Origin of the sequence: Cystobacter fuscus (genome assembly GCF_002305875.1) — a bacterium.
Classification (GTDB): Bacteria; Myxococcota; Myxococcia; order Myxococcales; family Myxococcaceae; genus Cystobacter; species Cystobacter fuscus_A.
On sequence record NZ_CP022098.1, the window covers coordinates 7224652 to 7244496 of the forward strand.

Below are 19845 nucleotides of genomic sequence, written 5' to 3' on the forward strand. Positions count from 1 at the left end.
GTCAGGCCGAGGGCAGCGAGGAGGCCTGTTGCTCCTTGTTCAGCTTGCCGGCGAGGTCCTTGAAGGACTGGTGGCCCGCGTTCATCAGCAGGAGTCCGAAGCCCACCTGCTGCAGCGTCTGGCACAGCCACAGCACGTTCGCGTACGCCAGCCCGCTGCTGTTGACCACCGAGGCGGGGAGGAACAGCGACAGGCCCACCTTGATGGCGGCATGGAAGGTGCCGAGCATGCCGGGCGCGGCGGGAATCATCACGCCCACCACCAGCACGCAGTTGAGCACGTAGGCCTGGAACAGCGTCAGGCTCAAGGCGCCGAACGCGCGCGACAGCACGGCCATGCCCGCGCCGTTGAGTCCCCAGTAGAGGAGCGTGTAGAGGAAGAAGCCCACCATCTGGCGAGGCCCGGGCAACTGCCGCATGGCGCCCACGAACGTGTCCACCACGTCCGCCACCTTGTCCGCGAGGCCCGGAACCACCCGGCCCACCGTCGAGCGCACCAGCCGCACCGCGCGCTCCTGGTGCCACAGCGAGAACAGCAGGAAGACGAGCAGACCCCCGAACCCCGCGAACATCAGGTTGGCACCCAGCTTCACGTAGCGCATCCCGGGCACGGTCGTCGGCACGAAGAAGAGCAGCAGGCGCATCATCACGGCCACGAACATGCCGTCCGTGATGCGCTCGAGCACCACCGAGGTCATCGCCGCGCTGCGCCGGATGGAGCTGCGCTGGGCGATGAGCAGGGGCCGGGCGAACTCACCCAGCCGGAAGGGCAGCACCAGCAGCATCATGAAGCCGATACCCGACGCCTCGTTCAGCTTGCCAAAGGGCACCCGCTCCATCCCCGACAACAGGCAGCCCCAGCGCAGGGTGCGCGCCAGGTGGATGAGCGTCAGGATGCCGAAGTACGGCACCACCCATGCGTAGTTGGCCGACTTCAGGACGGACAGCTGTGACTCCCAGTCCGCATCCTGGAACGCCCACCAGAAGAAGAGCAGGGTCACGATCAGACTGGCGACGAGTTTCACGGCACGTTTCACGCCCGCCCGTATACCGCCCCCCTCGCCTGGACTCCAGGGGTTCCCTGTCTATTCCCCTGCCAGGAGACCAGGGCCCCGGCCGCGGGGCACCCCGACGGTCCTGCCGGCAACGGGTCTCGCCTCAAGCGTCTCCAGGGGTCCGATCCGGGTGCTGATCCGTCGGCAGCTCGTCTTCCTGCTCGTCCACCTGACGATCCGGTACCCGGTACTCCTCGCCGAGCCAGCGCCCCAGGTCCACCATGCGGCAGCGCTTGGAGCAGAACGGAAACGCCGGGTTCTCGGCACGCGGAGCGACCGGCTTCCGACAGATGGAACACTCTCGAACATTCATGGCCACGGCGTACTCATAAGCCTTGATGTCGCCCACGGCCAGCGCGTTTAGAGTCCCGCGCGTGGACGCTCCCGGAGAAGCGCACTTCCTCCTGCAAGGTGACCGGCTCTCCCGCGACTTCGTCTCGGTGGGGGTCGAGGACACCGTCGCCCAGGCGCTGGAGAAGATGCGCGCGGCGCCCGGCAGCAACGAGATCTTCTACTGCTACGCGTGCGATCCCGCGGGCCGCCTGGTGGGCGTGGTGCCCATCCGCAAGCTCATCCGCGCGGCACCCGACGAGCGCATCGCCTCGCTCATGTTCACCCGCGTGGTGAAGCTGCCGGTGGATGCGCCGGACTCGCTCGTGGAGGACTTCTTCGTCACCTACCGCTTCCTGGCCTTTCCGGTGGTGGACGCCGAGGGCCGCATCGTCGGCGTGGTGGAGGTGGGCAACTTCGTCGACACCTTCTCCGACACCCTCTTCGACGAGGTGGAGGGCCGCGTGCGCGACGAGGTGTTCCGCTTCGTCGGTCTGCCGGAGAACGAGATGAAGCAGACGCGCCCGGTGAGCATGGCCCTGCGGCGCTTTCCCTGGCTGCTCGTCAACATCGGCGGCGGCTTCCTCGCGGCCACCGTGTCGCGGCTCTTCGAGCAGACGGTGGAGCGGCTCGTCGTGGTGGCCGCCTTCATCCCCATGGTGCTCGTGCTCTCCGAGAGCCTGGGCGTGCAGACCACGGCCGTGTCCGCGGCGATGATCGCCAACCAGCGCGTGGACGTGCCCCAGATGCGCCGCGAGGTGCTCGGCACGAGCCTCGCCGGGATGATGGCCGCCGGGGTGGTGGCCCTGCTGGGCAGCCTCTACTCCCCCCACCTCGCCTTCCCCTTCGTGCTCTTCATCGCCATCACCCTCTCCACCTCGCTCGCCGCGGGGTTGGGCGCCCTCCTGCCCTTCGCCTTCCACCGCTTCCGGGTGGATCCGCACCTGGCCTCGGCGCCGCTGGTGCTCGCCATCTCCGACAACGTCACCCTGCTCACCTACTTCACCCTCGTCACGCGCCTGCTCGGCTAGAGGCGCTCTTCCGGAGAACCCATCCATGCAGGTCCTTCGCATCACCCGTCCTGGCGGCCCCGAGGTGCTCGAGTTCGAGGAACGCCCCGCGCCCATCCCCATCGGCTCGGAGCTGCTCGTGCGCGTGCGCGCCACGGCGCTCAACCGCGCCGATCTGCTGCAGATGAGCGGCAGGTACGCCGCGCCGCCGGGCGTCCCCGCGGACGTGGCGGGCATCGAGTACGCGGGCGAGGTGTTGGCCGTGGGCCCGGCGGTGCGCCGCTTCCAGGTGGGCGACCGGGTGATGGGGCTGGTGGGCGGCGGGGCCTTCTCCGAGCAGCTCGTCACCCACGAGCGCGAGGCCATGCACGTGCCCACCCCGCTCGACTTCACCCAGGCCGCGGCGCTGCCCGAGGCGTACCTCACCGCCTTCGACGCGCTCGTGCTCCAGGGCGGCCTGCGCATGGGCGAGTCCGTGCTCATCCACGCCGTGGCCAGTGGCGTGGGCTCGGCGGCGGCGCAGCTCTGCCGCGCCATGGGGGCACGGGCGTTCGGCACGGGGCGCAACGCCCAGAAGCTCGCGCGCGCCACCGAGTGGGGCGTGGAGAAGACGGTGCTGTGTGACACCCAGCCCCCGCGCTTCGCGGACACCGTGAAGGAGGCCACGGGCGGACGCGGCGTGGACCTGGCGTTGGATCTGGTGGGTGGGGATTACCTGCCGGAGACGCTGCGCGCCATGGCCCTCCAGGGCCGGGTGCTGCTGGTGGGACTCGTGGCGGGCCGGCGGGCGGAAGTGGACCTGGAGGGGGTCCTCGCCCGCCGGCTGCACATCACGGGCACGGTGCTGCGCAGCCGCCCGCCCGAGGAGAAGATGGCGCTCGTCCAGGCCGCCGAGCGCAGCCTCCTGCCCCTGTTCCACTCGAAGGCGCTCACCCCCGTGGTGGATGCCATCTGCCCCATGAAGCAGGCGCGCGAGGCTTTCACGCGCATGGCGAACAACGAGACGGTGGGCAAGCTCGTGCTGCACTGGGAGTGAACAGGCGCGCCCGTCCACCTTTGACCCCTCCCGGGGCGTGACGTACCGTCCTCGACTCCCCCAGCGGAGAGCCACGCCATGGTCTCAGCGAAACCGGCCCTCACGACCCCCACCGAGGGACACGTGAACAGACCCCGCCGCCTCGTGGTCGAGGCGCTGGGCTGTGGACTGCTGGTGGTGGCACTGGAGGGGGCCCACCATGGCGCCGAGCACCTGGGCGTGAGCGCCACGGACGGGCGGCTCTTCATGTCGCTGGCGACGGGCGCGGTGCTCGCGTGCCTCACGCTGGTGCTGCGGCCCTTCTCGGGCGCCCACTTCAACCCCGCCCTCACCTTCGCCGACGCGCTGGAGGATGGCACCCCCTGGAAGGACGTCCCCCTCTACGTGCTCGCCCAGTTCTCGGGAGGACTGGCGGGCCGGTTGATCGCCCACCTCATGTGCGGCGAGCCCCTGCTGCTCACCGCCCTCGTGCCCGCCGCCACCTCGGCGCACTTCCTCACGGAGCTCGTCTCCACCTTCGGGCTGCTCATCGTGGTGCGCGGGTGCGCGCGCAACCGCCCCTCGGCCACGCCCTTCGCGGTGGCCGCCTACGTGGCCACCACCGTGTGGTTCACCGACTCGCGTTCCCTGGCCAACCCCGCCCTCGTCCTCGCGCGCGCGGCGAGCAGCCAGACGAGCGCCGTGCACCCGCTCGACGTGGAGACCCTCGTCGTCTCGCAACTGCTGGGCGCGGCGCTCGCGGTCTGCCTCTTCCGCTGGCTCCAGCGGCCCGCCCGCGCCTCGCCGCCGGGACCCTGGACGATCATCTGCCTGTCTCCCCAGGAGGGCGTCGCCGAGCTCGCGGCCTCCCTGCTCAACGGGCTCGCGGCGCCGGCGCGCGTCCAGGCCATCGCCTCTCCTTCCCACGAAGAGCTCCTGGAGGCCCAGGCCTCCGAGCGCCAGGCGGCGACGCTCGTGCTGCGGCTCGTTCCGGCGGGGGCCTCACCGGACGCGGCCCTGCTCGGAGAAGTCTGGCAACTGCCCCCGCTCGAGCTACGCGCGGTGCTGCGCGGACGGCTCCAGCGCTTCCTGCGCGAGCGCGGCTGGTTGCGCCTGTACGCCGTCGGAGACCCCTTCGCTCCGAGGCCCGGGGACACCCGCTGACGGGGGCGTGGCGGGCGAGTCCAGGACGTGGGCCGGCACCTGCGCGAGCGCATCCCGCAGCACCTCCAGGCCCGCGCCGGGCCTGGTGCCGCGCTCGCTCAGCACCCGCCGCCAACCCCTCGCTCCGGGCAGCCCCGCGAACAACCCCAGGATGTGGCGCGTGACGCGTGACAGGTACTCGCCCCGCGCGAGCAGCTCCTCCACATAGGGCTGGAGGGCCTCGACCACCTGGCGCCGCGTGGGCGCGGGAGCCGTCTCGCCGAAGATCGTCGAGTCCGCCAGGGCGAGGAGGTAGGGGTTCTGATACGCCTCGCGGCCGATCATCACCCCATCGGCCCACTCCAGGTGCGCCCGGGCCTCCTCCAGGGACTTCACGCCCCCGTTGAGGGAGATCGTCAGGTGGGGGAAGTCCGTCTTGAGCTGGCGCACCCACTCGTAGCGCAGCGGGGGAATCTCCCGGTTCTCCTTGGGGCTGAGCCCCTGGAGGAAGGCCTTGCGCGCGTGCACGATGAAGGTGTCGCACCCCGCCCCGCTCACCGTGCGCACGAATTGGGTCAGCAGCTCGTACGAGTCGAGATCATCGATGCCCAGGCGGTGCTTGACGGTGACGGGCAGGCGGGTCGCGCCGCGCATGGCCTCGACGCAGCGGGCCACGAGGTCCGGCTTCGCCATGAGGCACGCGCCGAACATCCCGTTCTGCACGCGATCCGAGGGGCAGCCGACGTTGAGGTTCACCTCGTCATAGCCCCACTGCTCGGCGATGCGGACGCACTCGGCGAGCTGGGCCGGGTCGCTGCCGCCGAGCTGCAAGGCCAGCGGGTGCTCCTCCTGGGAGAAGTCCAGGTGCCGGGGCTTGTCGCCGAACAGGATGGCGCCCGTGGTGACCATCTCGGTGTACAGCCGCGTGCGCTTGGAGAGGAGGCGCAGGAAGTAGCGGTCATGCCGATCGGTCCAATCCATCATCGGCGCGACGGAGAGTCGGTGGCTCGGCACGGTGGACGCGGGCGGGCGGGCGGTCATCCCACCATCCATGCCGGGCTTCGGGCGTCCATGCAAGGCCGCACGGGGCCTGGCGGCTCCTTGGGCGGGCGAAGAGCCCCCCACGGGACCGTTGCGCTGGCCACGCAGGACCTTATCCTCCGCCGCCATCATGCCCGCCGCCTTCGATCCCAGCGCCGCCGCTCCCCAGGACTCCGGCATCTTCGGCCTCCCCCACACTCCCGAGGAGGCCCACGTCGTCCTCATCCCCGTGCCCTTCGAGGCCACCACCAGCTATGGCGGAGGCACCTCGGACGGTCCCTCGGCCGTGCTCCAGGCCAGTCGGCAGGTGGACCTCTTCGACGTGGAGACCGGCCGTCCCTACGAGCGGGGCATCGCCCTGCTGCCCGAGCCCGAGCAGTGGCGCGCCTGGAACACCCGCGCCAAGGAGCGCGCCGTGCCCATCATCGAGGCGGGAGGCATCGATGCTTCCCAGCCCGAGCTCATGGCCGCTTCCGCGGAGGTCAACGGCCTGTGCGAGCAGCTTCACGAGGCGGTGTACCAGACGGCGAAGGAGTGGCTCGGCAAGGGCAAGCGGGTGGGAGCCGTGGGCGGAGACCACTCCATCTCCTACGGCATCATCCGGGCGCACGCGGAGAAGTACCCCGGCCTGGGCGTGCTGCACCTGGATGCGCACGCGGACCTGCGCGACGCGTACGAGGGCTTCGCCTGGTCGCACGCCTCCATCATGCACAACGTGGCCGAGCGCATTCCCGGGGTGAAGAGCCTCGTGCAGGTGGCCATCCGTGACATGAGCGAGGACGAGCACCGCTACATCGAGTCCTCGGGTGGACGCGTGAAGGCCTTCTTCGACACGGAGCTCCAGCGCAAGCGCTTCGATGGCATTCCGTGGAACCGCCAGGTGGATGAGATCGTCCAGCAGCTCCCCCAGCTGGTGTACCTGTCCTTCGACATCGACGGCCTGGATCCCACGCTGTGCCCGCACACGGGGACGCCGGTGCCGGGCGGACTGTCCTTCCCCGAGGCCGTGGCGCTCATCTCCGGGGTGGTGCGCTCGGGCCGGACCATCGTCGGGTTCGATCTCACCGAGGTCGCCCCGGATCCCGAGGGCGGCGAGTGGGACGGCAACGTGGGCGCCCGGCTGCTCTACAAGATGATCGGCTGGATGCTGAAGTCCGAGCGGCCGTAGCGGACCGCTCGACCTCCCTACGGGGCCCTGCTCATCGGCCTCGCCTGGGGTTTGGTCGCCCAGGAAGTATTGGGCTTCGCCTGCATGACGAAGTGCAGGCTTCCTCCCGCCAGGAGTTCCTCGTGCCGGAGGAAGCCACGCTCCAGCGGGCGGCCGTTCAACGACACCTTGCCGACATAGGGATTGGCCTCCGACAAGCCCTCGGCCGTCACGGTGAAGCGCTTGCCATTGGGCAGGTTCAGCGCCGCGCGCTCCACGAAGGGACGGCCAATGACATACTCGTTCGAGCCGGGCGTGACGGGATAGAAGCCGAGCGCAGTGAAGACCAGCCAGGAGGACATCTGGCCCAGATCGTCATTGCCCGACAGCCCGTCCGGCGTGGGCTTGTACTGGCTGTCGACGATCTGCTTGAGCCGGGCCTGGGTGCGCCACGGAGCCCCGGCGAAAGAATACATGTACGCGACATGGTGGCTGGGCTCGTTGCCATGGATGTACTGGCCAATCAGCCCGGCGATGTCCTCGGCGTGCGAGTAGTCCAGCTTCGAGATGTCGTACTCGAACATGGCGTCGAGCTTCTTGACGACCGCCGCGTCACCGCCCATGGCCTTGATCAAACCACCCAGGTCCTGCGGCACGAACCAGGAATACTGCCAGGCATTGCCCTCGGTGTAGTCGCTGCCATAGTTGATGGCGGTGGGATCGAAGGGCGTGCGGAAGGCCCCGTCCGCCCGGCGGGCACGGATGAAGCCGCTCTTGGCATCGAAGGTGTTGCGCCAGTTGCCCGCGCGGGCCTCGAAGGTCCGGGCGATGTCCTCCTTGCCCAGGGCTCGGGCCAGGCGGGCGATGGTCCAGTCGTCATAGGCATACTCGACGGTCTTGGACGCGGCCTCCGGCTCCCTGTCGATGGGGACGAAGCCCAGGGACATGTAGTCCCCGAGCCCTCCATAGGGAGCGTAGGTCGCGCTCTTGACCATGGCGTCCAGCGCGGCGTTCGCGTCGAAGCCCCGGATGCCCTTGAGCCAGGCATCGGCGATCACCGGCACGGAGTGATAGCCAATCATCGTCCAGGTCTCGAGCCCGTGGAACTGCCAGACGGGCAGGATGCCGTAGGGGCTGTGCCGCTGGGAGGCGAGCAGCGAATTCACCATGTCGCTGTTGCGCTTCTCCGGCTGGACCAGGAGCAGCAGCGGGTGCTCGGCCCGGAAGGTGTCCCATAGGGAGAAGGTCGAGTGGAAGGTGAAACCCTCGGCCTTGTGCACCTGATCATCCGGGCCGCGATAGCGGCCATCGGCGTCGGTGAACACGCTGGGGGCGATCAGGCTGTGATAGAGGGCGGTATAGACGCTGGTGCGCATGGGCGCGGGCGCGTCGAGCTCCACCGCCCCCAGCGCCTGCTCCCAGGCCGCGCGGGTGGCACCACGCAGGGCCTCGAAGTCGAAGCCGGCCTGTTCGCTGTCCAGATTGAGCAGGGCGTTGTCCTCGCTGACCGCCGAGATCGCGACCTTGACGATGAGCGGTCCATCCAGCTCGCCGAACTCGAAGACGCCCTCCAGCGCGCGGCCCTCGAGCTGCGCCCTGTCCGCGGGGCCTCGCCCCGGCTGGCGGAAGCCCTTGTAGACGATCGCCTCGTCGCGATCGTGCAGGGCATGGGAGATGAGCGGCTTGTTGAAGCGGATGGCGAAGAAGAGCTTGCGCCCGGGGGCCCAGCCGCGCGTTTCGCGATAGCCGGTCACCGTGCCATCGTTCGCCACACGCACGCGCGACCACAGCACCTTGCCCGGGTAGTTGTAGATGGACGAGCGCAGATCCAGCAGCACGCCCGCCGCCGCCTTGCCCTCGAAGGTGTAGCGGTGCATCCCGGTGCGCAGCCCCGCCGTCAGCTCGGCGCGCACGCGCGAGTCCGACAAGGTAACGGCGTAGTAGCCCGGCCGGGCGATCTCCCCGTCGTGGCTGAAGCGCGAGCGGTAGCCCGAACCCGGCTTGTCGGCCTCGCCTGGATCCAGCTTCACCGTGCCCGAGAACGGGGTGAGCAACACGTCACCCAGGTCCGAGTGGCCCGCGCCGGAGAAGTGGGTATGCGAGAAGCCCAAGATCGTCGGATCATCGTGGCGATACCCGGCGGCCCAGTCGTAGCTCTGCTTGAATGGACGCACGTCGGTGTCGGGGCTGAGCTGCACCATGCCGAAGGGCGCGACCGCGCCGGGAAAGGTGTGGCCCTTGCCGCCCGTTCCAATGAACGGATCGACCGCGTCATAGGCGGACGGGGCCGCCGCCCTCGCCGCACCGCTCATCGCCCCCAGCAGGGCACCCACCGCGCAGAACATCCCAAGCCGCATTCCGGACTCCCCTCTTTCGAAGAACCTCGCCGCGGATGACTATCACGGCCGCCCCTCCTCCGGGACAAGGAGTGACCCGCGGTCCACCAAGGGGAGCCGCCAGACTGTTTCTCCATGGATGTGTTCTTCGGCCCAGGAGTCCCGGCGGTTGAATCCGTATCTTCTCATCAGTACGTTCAGCAACTCGCCATGGTGGCGAGTTGAAAGGCGGTTGGTCTTGAACAACGTCCTCGCATTGCAGAAGCTCCCCGCGGATACAGGTGGGGAAGCAGTTGGAGGCGACTCGGCGGATGGAGGGCAGGAGGCCACTGCCTCCAACCTCAGCTTGCTTGATTGTGAAGCAAGTTCGAGCTTGAGTCTCCTCTTGTGTTAGTGAGCAGGCGCCGGTCGAGGTGCCGTGCCATCTGTTGACAGGAAATCACCTCCCGAGGGCAGCTTCCTTCGGGAGGTCCGGGGAGGATGCATGCGCGGCATCGAGCGGCGGGCACGGGAGAACATCCACCTCTTCACGCTTCTGCATCCGGAGCGCTATGAGAGCCTGGATGCCTATCAATCGAAGAGCGCCGGGTTCCGGGAACTTCTGGTTCGCCTGCTGCCAGCATCCTGGACGATCGGAAGGAAGTCAGGGATCTGGTGCGAGGCCCAACCCCCCGAGCCCTCTTTCCCTGACACCGGCTTCAAGATCCATGTGTCCACGGCGCACGATCGCGCCCGGGAACTCCTGACGACGGTCGTTCCCCTGCTCGTCGCCGAGCGGGTGGCCTTCAAGGTGCTCGTCGACGAGTTCGTGCTCGACTTGAGCAATTCCCACATGTGGGCGCGGGGCGCGAGCGGGAAATTCATCACCCTCTATCCCGCGGATGTCGGTCAGCTGAAGCGGCTCCTGGAGCAACTGCACGGCGTCACGAAGGATTTCGTGGGCCCCTATATCCTGTCGGACAAACGGTACAAAGGCAGCCACGTCCTCTTCTACCGTTACGGTGCGTTCCGGGGCCTGCGGCACCTCAACGCCTACGGAGAGCAGGTGCCCCACCTGCGGATGACCGATGGCCGCCTGCTTCCGGATCCACGCCCCCCCTTCTTCACCCTGCCCCCGGGCGTGATCGATCCCTTCCCGGATGACGACCAGGGGGCCACCGAGGAGCCCCTCCTCCATGGCCGCTACAAGGCGCTCTCGGCCATGAGTTCTTCCTCCAAGGGAGGAGTCTATCGGTGCCTCGATCTGACGTCCCGGGCGGAGGTGGTGCTCAAGGAGGCCCGGCCCCTGGTGAACCGGGGGCGCAAGAATCCCTGCGACGCCGTCGATTGTCTCGAGAACGAGTACCGGATCCTCAAGCGGCTGGAGGCAACGGGACTGGCTCCCCGCGCGCTCGACTTCTTCCAGGACTGGGAGCACAGCTTCCTCGTCATGGAGCTCGCGCGGGGCAGGAAGCTCAGTGCCCACATCGCCTCCGGACAACTGTCCCTCCTCGCGTCGCCCACGCCGGGTGTCGACGAGGTGCGGCGCTTCGGGGAGACCTTCCTCGCGGTGTCCAGGAAGCTCATCTCCGCGCTCCGCACCATCCACTCACAGGGCGTGGTCATCCAGGACATCTCCCCGAAGAACATCCTGTTCGACCTGGAGCGAGATCAGCTCACGTTCATCGACTTCGAGGCCGCGCTCGACCTCCAGAACCCGGAGCAGGGTCCCGTCATCCGGCTGTTCACACCCGGCTTCGGAGTGGAAAGGCCCGCGGGTTCTGTTCCCACCTTCCGGGATGATCACCAGGCCTTGAGCCGGGTGCTCGGTGATTTCCTCTACCCACCGACCCCCTTCTTCACGCTCGCCCCCCACCAACGCGAGCCCATGCTCACGCACTTCGCCCAGGAGAAGGGCATCCCGGAAGCCTTCGTGCGGCTCATCTTCGGAATCGAGCAGGACTTCCAGCGGGCGGACGAGCTGCTGGCCGAGGCGGAGCGGAGCTTGGGGGACATCCACTCGGCGCGGCCAGTCACTCCCCGTCGAGATGACGACGCGTTGCGAGAGTCCCTCGAGGGGATCATCCGCTACATCGTCGACCAGATCCACACGGGGGAGGACCCTCTGGAGCTGCCCACGGATTACCGCCGGTTCACCACCAATCGCTTGAGTGCCGCCTATGGCGCGTCCGGTATCGCGCTCTTCCTCCAACGCGTGGGCAGGCCGCCTCCCGAGGTCTTTCTCGAAGCCCTGCTTCACGAGGCTTCCCAGATCGACAACCAACGCTACGCACCCGGTCTCTACATCGGCAGTGCAGGAATCGCGTGGACGCTGCTGGAGCTGGGGTGGAGGAAAGAGGCCGAGGCGCTCCTGGATGTCGCGGCGCGCTCTCCCCTGCTCTTCGAGAACGCCGATCTCTTCTACGGAGGTGGCGGATTCGGGCTCACGAATCTGTTCTTCTTCGACCGGCTCGGGGATGAGAGGTATCTCCAGCGGGCGATCCAGGTCTTCGACACGCTGAAGCCAGGCATCCAGTCATCCGCACGAGGGTACTTCTTCGAGAACAACGGAGATGTCTACCATGGCCTGGCGCATGGCGCCTCCGGGCTCGCCTGTTTCTGTCTGAAGCTCCATCAGGCGACCGGGCGACAGGAGCACCTCGATGCCGCGATCCGGCTCCTGGACTTCGACCTGTCGAGTGCCGAGCGGAGCAACGGCCATCCACGGTTCCGCCGCTCCCGGAGGGAGTCGGTGTTCTACCCGTACTGGCACATCGGGAGCGCGGGCATTGGCTGTGTCGCGCTGCGCTTCTACGACGTGCTCCGGGACGAGCGGTACGCCCGGGAGGCACGGAGCATCGCGTCATCGCTCGCGGGCAACTACTCCGTGTTTCCCACGAACTTCGCGGGCATGGCGGGCCTGGGGGGATTCTTCGTGGACCTCTATCGGTACACCGGCGAGGAGGTCTGGCGGACGGAGGCCCGGCGGTTCCTGGAGCGGGTGATGCTGTTCGCGCTCGATCGGCCGGCCGGCCTCGTCTTCCCTGGCGAGGATCTCCTCCGCGTCTCCACGGATTACGGCACGGGGTCCGCGGGAACCGGCTCGTTCATCCACCGGCTCCTCACGGGCGGCGGCATTCCATACCTGGACTTCTAAATCCAGGGCGTCAGCTCTTCCGTGGGTGGGGTGAAACAAGAGCACCTTCTCGTACATCCGCCTCCCATGGAAGGTGCCTGGGCCCGGGCGTCAGTGGTCGTGCTTGCGCGCGCCGCGGCCCTTGCCCTTGTGCCGACACTGGTCTCCATCCCAATACTCGCTGGGATGACACTCCGGCCGGGACTGAGAGCGGACTCCCTTCCTGGAGGAATGGGTGGTGTCGCGGACGTAGATGCAGCCTGGCAGCAGAAGCATGAGGGCGGGGATGAGGCAGAAGATGGGTTTCATGGGACCCGGCACCCTAACAGGGCCGCCGTGCCGCGATGAAGAGGATCTCCCCGGGTGCCCCGCGGTACGTGGACCGTGTCCGCTTCTTGAAGTCAGACATCTTCTTGCCGGAGAGCTGGCGGCCAGCCAGACACGGGGAGTGACAACCGTACTCGCTGTCCTCACACCTTCTCACCAGGGGTGACAGCCGTTCAAAGCCATAAGCCGAAAAGGCTGCCTGACCGCGTCATCCGTTGATCCGTCCTTTACAGAACACCTCGCGAAAGCGCACCATCCTGGCCATCCTTTTCTTTCTTCGCTGTATTCGCGAACAGGGATTCGCACTCGGCGTGGAGGTGGAATGAAAGCCAGAGACATGGCGTTGCAGCGTGATGTGCGGAAAGCGGCCCTGACCGCGATGCTCCTCGTGGGGTGCCTGCTGAGCCACGAGGTGTCCGCGTCATCCTTTACCCTCTTCGAAAGTGGTCAGGTCCGACCGCTCGCCCTCTCGCCCTGTGGCACCCGCCTCTTCGCCGTCAACACCCCGGACAACCGGCTCGAGGTCTTCCAGGTCCTGCCCACGGGCCTGCTCCACATCTCCTCGGTGCCCGTTGGACTGGAGCCCGTCGCGGTGGCGGCGCGCAGTGACAACGAGGTCTGGGTCGTCAATCACTTGTCCGACAGCGTGAGCGTCGTGGACCTCTCCCCGAATGGGCATGGGGGCTCCGTGGTGCGCACCCTGCTCGTGGGCGACGAGCCTCGCGACATCGTCTTCGCCGGACCGGGCAGGAGCCGCGCCTTCATCACCGCCGCCCACCGCGGCCAGAACGTGCCTTTCAACCCCCAGTTCTCCACGCCGGGCATCGGCCGGGCGGACGTCTGGGTGTTCGATGCCCACAACCTGGGCACCTCGCTCGCGGGCAACCCACTGTCGATCGTCACTCTCTTCAGTGATACCCCGCGCGCGCTCGCCGCGACGCCCGATGGCTCGCGCGTCTACGCCGCCGCGTTCCACTCGGGCAACCGCACCAGCATCGTCCACGAGATCCTCGTGCCCAACGGCGGCGAGTCGGTGGGCGGCGTTCCCGGCCCCAACGTCAACTTCGAGGGAAAGCCGGCGCCGGAGACCGGCGTCCTCGTCAAGTTCAATGGCACGGATTGGCTCGACTCGCTGGGCCGCTCCTGGACCGACAAGGTGCGCTTCTCCCTGCCGGACAAGGACGTGTTCGTCATCGATGCCACCGCCAATCCCCCGGCGCAGCTCTCGGGCCCGTCCGGCTACTACTCCGGCGTGGGCACCATCCTGTTCAACATGGCCGTCAACCCGGTGAGCGGCAAGGTGTACGTGAGCAACACCGAGGCCCGTAATGACTTGCGCTTCGAGGGGCCGGGCACCTTCGCCGGCAGCAGCCTGCGCGGCCACCTGCACGAGAGCCGCATCTCGGTGCTCGGCTCCTCGGGCGTCGCGCCCAGGCACCTCAACAAGCACATCAACTATGGCATCTGCTGCGCCGCCCTTCCCAACGCCGAGAACGACAAGAGCCTCGCCCAGCCGCTCGGCATGGTGGTGACCACCGACGGCGCCACCCTGTACGTGGCCGCGTTCGGCTCCTCGAAGCTCGGCGTCTACTCCACCGCCGCGCTCGAAGCCGACACCTTCGTGCCCGACACCGCCAACCAGATCCCCCTGAGCGGCGGCGGCCCCACCGGCATGGTGTTGGATGAAACCAATGGGCGCATGTACGTGCTGACGCGCTTCGACAACGCCATCTCCGTCGTCAACACCGCCACGAAGCAGGAGGTCGCCCACCTCCCCCTGTTCAACCCCGAGCCGCCGAGCGTGGTGGCGGGCCGCCCCTACCTCTATGACGCGCGCAAGAGCTCGAGCCATGGCGACTCGTCCTGCGCGAGCTGCCACATCTTCGGCGACTTCGACAGCCTGGACTGGAACCTGGGCAACCCGGATGCGGCCTACAAGCTCAACAAGAACCCCATCGCCACGACGCCGCCCGAGTTCGGCACCGATCCGACTTTTGGCCAGGATCCCAACTTCCACCCGGTGAAGGGTCCGCTGGCGACCCAGAGCCTGCGCGGCATGGCCAACCACGGTCCGATGCACTGGCGGGGGGACCGCTCCGGCGCGGATACGGCGACGAACGCCCAGCCAGACAGCGGCGCGTTCAACGAAACCGAGGCGTTCAAGCAGTTCAACCCGGCCTTCATGGATCTGCTCGGACGCTCCGCCCAGCTCACCCCGGCGGAGATGCAGCGCTTCTCGGAGTTCATCCTCCAGGTCGTCTACCCGCCCAATCCCGTGCGCAACCTGGACAACTCGCTCACGTCGGCACAGCAGGCGGGCAGGGACTTCTTCTTCAACACCACGAGCTTCTTCCATGGCCCGTGCCAGTCGTGCCACCGGCTGGATCCCAACGCCAACCCCAGCGCGGGTCCCTTCAAGGGGTTCTTCGGTACGGATGGCAGCTCGGCGTTCGTCGCGACGGCCATCTTCCCCAAGACTCCGCACCTGCGGAACCTGTACCAGAAGATCGGCATGTTCGGCGTGGCCTACCCCTTCGGCTTCCTCCCTCCGGACCCCTTCATGGGCGATCAGATCCGTGGCTTCGGCTTCAACAGCGACGGCTCGATCGACACGATGATGCGCTTCAACAGCGGATTCGACCACGATCCCATCTTCAACTCGGTCGGCATCCCGAACACGCCCGCGGGCCACCAGGCCAAGCTGGACATGGCGGAGTTCCTCCTCGCCTTCGACACCAACCTGGCGCCCATCGTCGGGCAGCAGGTGACGCTCACCCCCATCAACGCGCTCGTGGCCGGCCCCCGCGTCAACCTCCTGATGGCACGCGCGAACGTCGGCGAGTGCGATCTGGTGGTCAAGGGCCGCGACGCCCAGAAGGAAGTGGGCTTCCTTTATATGGGCAACGGGCAGTTCAAGAGCGACCAGCAATCCGTGCCCCTCGTGGCCGACGCCGCCCTCCGCCTGCTGGTGACCACGAGCCTGGGGGCGCTGACCTACACCTGCACGCCGCCGGGCTCGGGCCAGCGCATCGGTATCGATCGCGACCTCGACGGGCACCTGGACGGAGATGAGCAGACCCACGGGACCGATCCCGCCAACCCCCTCAGCCATCCCTGAGCACCGGCGCGGAAAAAAAATCCGGGGTTGAATCCAAGGGGCTGGGCTCGGGAGTCTTCCCGTCGATAAAACCGACGAGAGGACTCCCTCATGAAATCCCAGTTGCTCACCCTGTGTCTCCTGGCCGCCCTCCCGGGAGGGGCCTGGGCCCAGTCCGAAGCTCAAGCTCCCGCGGTCCCCCCTCCCGCCGTGCCGATGCCCCCACAGCTCGCGGCTCAGCGTCAGCAGGCGGAGGAGCGCCGCAATGCCCTCGAGGCCCAGCGTCAGCAGGCGGAGGAGCACCGCAATGCCCTCGAGGCCCAGCGCCAGGAGCTGGAGGCGGACATCCAGCGGTTGGAGTCCGAGGCCCGGCAGATCGATCCCGAGGCACGTCTCGATTCCAATCAACTCTTCGCACTCCTCCAGGAGCGCGAGCGGCGGATGTCGAGCCAGGCCGATTCCGACGTGGCCCCCGCCATCATCTCCATCTCCCTCTTCAGCTGCCTGCTGACGGGTTTCCTCGCGTGGCTGGTGGCCAACAACCGCAAGAGCCATCTGCTCCACCAGACGGTGCGCATGATGGTGGAGAAGGGGGCGGAGATCCCCCAGGGGCTGCTCGCGCCTCCGCCCAAGAAGCCCTCGGATCTGCGGCGGGGCATCATCCTGTCCGCGACGGGAGTAGGGCTGACGATCTTCCTGGCCGCCCTTCCCCATTCGGATGGCGCGTGGGGCGTGGGGGTGACGCTTTTCTTCCTCGGCCTGGGACACCTGCTCGTCTGGCGCCTGCAGCAAGGCCGCGGCGCGCTCGCGTCGCACCTCTCGCCCGAGTCCCCGCTGTAGCCGCCCGAGCGTCATGTCCTCCCCTCCTGAAACCCCTTCGGACACCGAGCTCATCACGCGCGTGCTCGTGCGGGATGACCGGAGTGCCTTTGGCGAGCTGGTGGCGCGGCACCAATCCGCGGTGCGCGCCCTGCTGCGGCGGCTGACCGGGGGAGACGTGGCGCAGGCGGATGACCTGGCGCAGGAGACGTTCCTGCGGGCCTACCGGGGGCTGCGTGGCTACCGGGGCGGGGCGAAGTTCTCCTCCTGGCTCTACCGCATCGCCTGCAACACGTACTTCAGCCAGGATCGGAGCAGCCGGAACGAGCCCCTGGCGCTGCCCACGGTGGAGGAGGAACTACCCTCCGCGATCCACCTGCCGGACGTGCTCCTGGAGCGCTACGATCTGGAGCGGGCGCTCTCCACGCTCAAGCCACGAGAGCGGGCCGCGCTCGTGCTCACCTACGCCAACGAGCTGACCCACGAGGAGGCGGCGGTCGTCCTCGACTGTCCGTTGGGCACGCTCAAGACCCACGTCGCGCGCGCGAAGGAGAAGCTGCGCCGACGATTCGAGGAGACCCCATGAACGGCCATGATGACGAGGCCTGGATCCAATCGATGCTCCAGCGGCGGCCGCCGTCCGAGCTGTCCGATGGCGGTTTCCAGCACCGGGTGCTCCAGCGCCTGCCCCCGCGCGAGCGGCCCGTGAGACGCATGATCGCCCTGGGAGCCACCTGGGGAGTAACGGCCACGTTCTCCCTGCTGTCCTGGGACGCGGGGATGTTCTCCTCCTCGGGAATGGTGTCCCCCGCCGTCCCTTTCAGCCTCGGGACGGCCCTGCTCTGGTATGTCGTCGATGCCCTGAGGTGAGCGACTAACGCAGGGAGCGCATGGGCTCGGCGCGAATCACCCGAGCCGTGGGCTCTCCCGCGTCCTCCACGTAGGCCACGCGGGCCTCGGTGCCCTCGCTCAAGGCCTCGGGAGGCAACGCCTTGTCTGCCTGCACGGTGCAGGTGGCGTCATCCGTGCGCAGCTTCACGGGTCCCTTGCCCGGCACGTCGACCACCACCAGCCCGTTGGAGCGGAAGTTGATGATGCCGGAGACCACCGTGACGTGCTCGGGGGAGTTCAGCGCGTTGGCGCACAGATGCCTCTCCTCCGCCGAGACGCCCGAGCCACCCGTGCCCTCGTCCAGGCCCTTGGGCTTCTCACGCTTGATCTTCAGCTCCCGGGCCACCTGCTCGTAGAGGTCGTGCTTCGCCCCCACGGGCTCCGCCACGGTGTCCTCCGTTGGGAATTGGCCCGTGTCCACGGTGGCCCCACCACCACCTCCGGCGCTCACCGCGACGGGGGCCGCCTCGTCCGCGCTCGTGGGTGCTGGTGAACGGGCCAACTGGCTCGCACACGCCATCGCGCTCGCGCTCAACACCATGCAGCCCACCCGCATCCAGTGCCTCATCGGTCCCTCCCCGTGTGGATCGCGAAGACCTCTCGGAGCCGTCCTGATGAACTAGGCACTCCCCCATTGGAGGACCACTGAGCCCCACACCTTGGACCTTCACCCAGGGCACCGCCTGCTTGTTCGCCCGCCTGGAAGGACGACAGCCCAAATGGCTCATCCACGTCCACGCCGACTGGGCCCGTCCGCCCGGAGCGCATCGACGAGCAGCCGGGCCTGGACGGACAGGGCCTCGTGGTCGCGCACGCACAGGATGAGCCGGCGTGTGGCCCAGACGTCGCTCAACGCCACCCGGCGGATCGCCATCGAGCGCTGACAGCGCCGGGCCGCGGCCTCTGGAATCACGCCCACGCCCACGCCTCGCTCCACCATGCGGCAGAGCGCATCGAAGCTGCGCAGGCGCACCCGGTAGCGCGGCCTCCGTCCAAGGCGCGCCGCATGCCACGCCAGGTGCTCCTGGAGCGCGCTGCCCTCGCCCAGACCCACGAAGGGCTCGTCGAGCACCTCGGCGAAGGTGACCGTCCGGCGCGCCGCGAGCGGGTGCCCTCGCGCCATCACCACCACCAGCCGGTCCTCCTGGAACGCGAACGTCTCCAGCGCGCCGAGCTCCACCGTGTCCGCCACCAGCCCCACCTCGGCCCGCCCCTCGGCCACCGCCTGGACGATCTCGTGGCTGAGCCGCTCCTCCAGCTCCACATCCACCTCGGGATGCGCGGTGAGGAAGGCACTGAGCGCCTCGGGGAGGAACTCGGTGAGGGCCGCGGTGTTGGACAACAGGCGCACCTGGCCCCGCACCCCACCCGCGTAGCCGCCGAGCTCACCGCGCAGGTTCTCCACCTGCCGCAGCACGGCGCGGGCATGCTGGGCCAGCGCCCGGCCCGCAGGCGTGGGCCGCACCCCGCGCCGCTCGCGCTCCAACAGCGCCACACCCAGCTCGTCCTCCAGGCCACGGATGCGCGCGCTGGCCGAGGCGAGCGCGAGGTGGGCCCGCTCCGCCCCGTGGGTGATGCTGCCCGTCTCCACCACGAGGAGGAACAGCCGCAGGTCCATCAGGTCCAAGCCCATCACGCCTCCTCGCCAGGACAGGCGATTTCCTCCTGCCTTCGTGGCAAGCGAAGGCTGCCCGCGTTTCTTCCACATTGTCCGGAGGCGGGGACGTCCGCAAGCTCACGGCATGAACCTGCTCTCCACGTTCCCCTGGCTCCTCGGCGCGGGCCTGCTCGCGGGGGCCATGAACGCCGTGGCGGGAGGTGGCACGTTCGTCACCCTCCCCGCCCTCGTCCTGGCCGGTGTGCCTTCGGTCGTCGCGAATGCATCCAGCACCGTCGCCCTCTTCCCGGGAGGACTCGCCAGCACCTGGGCCTATCGCGCCGACCTCTCGCCTCCGCGAGGCGTGTCGCTCCGCGCCCTGGTGGTGGTGAGTCTGGCCGGGGGCCTCGTGGGCTCGCTGCTGCTGGTGCTCACCCCTCGGGCCGCCTTCGATCGGCTCCTGCCCTGGCTGCTCCTCCTGGCCAGCGGCGTGTTCGCGCTCGGGGCCCGGCCGGGCCTCATGCCCAGCTCACGGGTCCGCTCCTCCCCCGCCGTGCTGCTCTCGCTCCAATTCCTGCTCGCCATCTATGGCGGCTACTTCGGAGGTGCGGTCGGCATCATGATGATGGCGGTCTGGAGCCTGCTGGGCCGCTCGGACTTGAAGGTCCTCAACCCCCTCAAGGCGCTGTTGGTGACCGCCACGAACACCATCGCCGTGCTCTGCTTCGTCGTGCTGGGCGCGGTGTCCTGGCCCGAGACCCTCCTCGTGCTGGGCGCCGCGGTGGTGGGCGGCTACGCGGGTGCGCGGCTCGCCCGGCGGATGGACTCCCGGCACCTGCGGCTCGGCGTCACCGGGTTGTCCCTCCTGTTGACGATCGCGTACTTCGTCCGAGCCGGATGAGCGGTGCCGCGCCAGGAAAGGC

Annotated in this window: 17 protein-coding genes; 11 read left to right on the forward strand and 6 right to left on the reverse strand. The window is 68.4% G+C overall.

Going from position 1 to position 19845, the window contains the following annotated elements; genetic code table 11:
* Nucleotide 1: 1 nt before the first annotated feature.
* Complete coding sequence (locus tag CYFUS_RS29345; RefSeq protein WP_095988237.1) at nt 2–1036, reverse strand: lysylphosphatidylglycerol synthase transmembrane domain-containing protein; 1035 nt, start codon at nt 1034–1036, stop codon at nt 2–4.
* Between the two features lie 121 nt (nt 1037–1157).
* Nucleotides 1158–1367 carry a DNA gyrase inhibitor YacG gene (locus tag CYFUS_RS29350; protein WP_095992299.1) on the reverse strand — a complete coding sequence of 70 codons (210 nt, stop codon included), beginning with the start codon at nt 1365–1367 and terminating at the stop codon, nt 1158–1160.
* A gap of 61 nt (nt 1368–1428) precedes the next feature.
* Here CYFUS_RS29350 and CYFUS_RS29355 point away from each other — a divergent pair, with 61 nt between their 5' ends.
* The 3 genes from CYFUS_RS29355 to CYFUS_RS29365 all read left to right on the forward strand — a co-directional run bounded on the left by CYFUS_RS29355 (nt 1429) and on the right by CYFUS_RS29365 (nt 4573).
* A complete protein-coding gene (locus CYFUS_RS29355) occupies nt 1429–2415 on the forward strand; it encodes a magnesium transporter (protein WP_095988238.1) in 987 nt (328 codons plus the stop codon).
* A 25-nt stretch (nt 2416–2440) separates the two neighbouring features.
* Nucleotides 2441–3430, forward strand: coding sequence for an NAD(P)H-quinone oxidoreductase (locus CYFUS_RS29360; RefSeq protein ID WP_095988239.1), 990 nt, complete (start codon nt 2441–2443; stop codon nt 3428–3430).
* 123 nt (nt 3431–3553) lie between these two features.
* On the forward strand, nt 3554–4573 hold the full coding sequence (locus CYFUS_RS29365; protein ID WP_232536877.1) for an aquaporin: 1020 nt from the start codon (nt 3554–3556) through the stop codon (nt 4571–4573).
* On the opposite strand, the gene dusA is transcribed toward CYFUS_RS29365, so the two are convergent.
* Complete coding sequence (gene dusA / locus CYFUS_RS29370) at nt 4463–5593, reverse strand: tRNA dihydrouridine(20/20a) synthase DusA (protein ID WP_095992300.1); 1131 nt, start codon at nt 5591–5593, stop codon at nt 4463–4465. The genes CYFUS_RS29365 and dusA overlap by 111 nt on opposite strands.
* Nucleotides 5594–5723: 130 nt before the next feature.
* Between dusA and CYFUS_RS29375 the strand changes: the two genes are divergently transcribed.
* Nucleotides 5724–6761 carry an agmatinase family protein gene (locus CYFUS_RS29375; protein ID WP_095988241.1) on the forward strand — a complete coding sequence of 346 codons (1038 nt, stop codon included), beginning with the start codon at nt 5724–5726 and terminating at the stop codon, nt 6759–6761.
* Between the two features lie 17 nt (nt 6762–6778).
* On the opposite strand, the gene CYFUS_RS29380 is transcribed toward CYFUS_RS29375, so the two are convergent.
* Nucleotides 6779–9097, reverse strand: coding sequence for a GH92 family glycosyl hydrolase (locus CYFUS_RS29380; RefSeq protein WP_095988242.1), 2319 nt, complete (start codon nt 9095–9097; stop codon nt 6779–6781).
* Between the two features lie 118 nt (nt 9098–9215).
* On the opposite strand from CYFUS_RS29380, the gene CYFUS_RS54650 reads away from it, so the two are divergent.
* From CYFUS_RS54650 to CYFUS_RS29415, 6 genes are all read left to right on the forward strand, one after another.
* Nucleotides 9216–9470 carry a SapB/AmfS family lanthipeptide gene (locus CYFUS_RS54650; protein ID WP_095988243.1) on the forward strand — a complete coding sequence of 85 codons (255 nt, stop codon included), beginning with the start codon at nt 9216–9218 and terminating at the stop codon, nt 9468–9470.
* A 90-nt stretch (nt 9471–9560) separates the two neighbouring features.
* Complete coding sequence (gene lanKC, locus CYFUS_RS29390) at nt 9561–12212, forward strand: class III lanthionine synthetase LanKC (protein ID WP_095988244.1); 2652 nt, start codon at nt 9561–9563, stop codon at nt 12210–12212.
* 628 nt (nt 12213–12840) lie between these two features.
* On the forward strand, nt 12841–15636 hold the full coding sequence (locus CYFUS_RS29400; protein WP_095988245.1) for a YncE family protein: 2796 nt from the start codon (nt 12841–12843) through the stop codon (nt 15634–15636).
* Between the two features lie 90 nt (nt 15637–15726).
* Entirely contained in the window at nt 15727–16455 is a 729-nt protein-coding gene (locus CYFUS_RS29405) for a DUF6249 domain-containing protein (protein WP_095988246.1), read from the forward strand.
* Nucleotides 16456–16468: 13 nt separating this feature from the next.
* Entirely contained in the window at nt 16469–17020 is a 552-nt protein-coding gene (locus CYFUS_RS29410; RefSeq protein WP_095988247.1) for an RNA polymerase sigma factor, read from the forward strand.
* Nucleotides 17017–17304, forward strand: a complete 288-nt coding sequence (locus CYFUS_RS29415; protein ID WP_095988248.1) for a hypothetical protein — start codon at nt 17017–17019, stop codon at nt 17302–17304. The genes CYFUS_RS29410 and CYFUS_RS29415 overlap by 4 nt, the downstream gene beginning before the upstream one ends.
* A 4-nt stretch (nt 17305–17308) precedes the next feature.
* Here the strand turns inward: CYFUS_RS29415 and CYFUS_RS29420 are convergent, their stop codons facing one another.
* Together CYFUS_RS29420 and CYFUS_RS29425 are read right to left on the reverse strand one after the other, a co-directional pair.
* Complete coding sequence (locus CYFUS_RS29420) at nt 17309–17893, reverse strand: hypothetical protein (protein WP_095988249.1); 585 nt, start codon at nt 17891–17893, stop codon at nt 17309–17311.
* Nucleotides 17894–18049: 156 nt separating this feature from the next.
* Nucleotides 18050–18958, reverse strand: a complete 909-nt coding sequence (locus CYFUS_RS29425; RefSeq protein ID WP_095988250.1) for a LysR substrate-binding domain-containing protein — start codon at nt 18956–18958, stop codon at nt 18050–18052.
* Nucleotides 18959–19067: 109 nt separating this feature from the next.
* Between CYFUS_RS29425 and CYFUS_RS29430 the strand changes: the two genes are divergently transcribed.
* Nucleotides 19068–19823: a sulfite exporter TauE/SafE family protein gene (locus CYFUS_RS29430; protein WP_095988251.1), complete on the forward strand. Its 756-nt coding sequence runs from the start codon at nt 19068–19070 to the stop codon at nt 19821–19823.
* Nucleotides 19824–19845 lie beyond the last annotated feature (22 nt).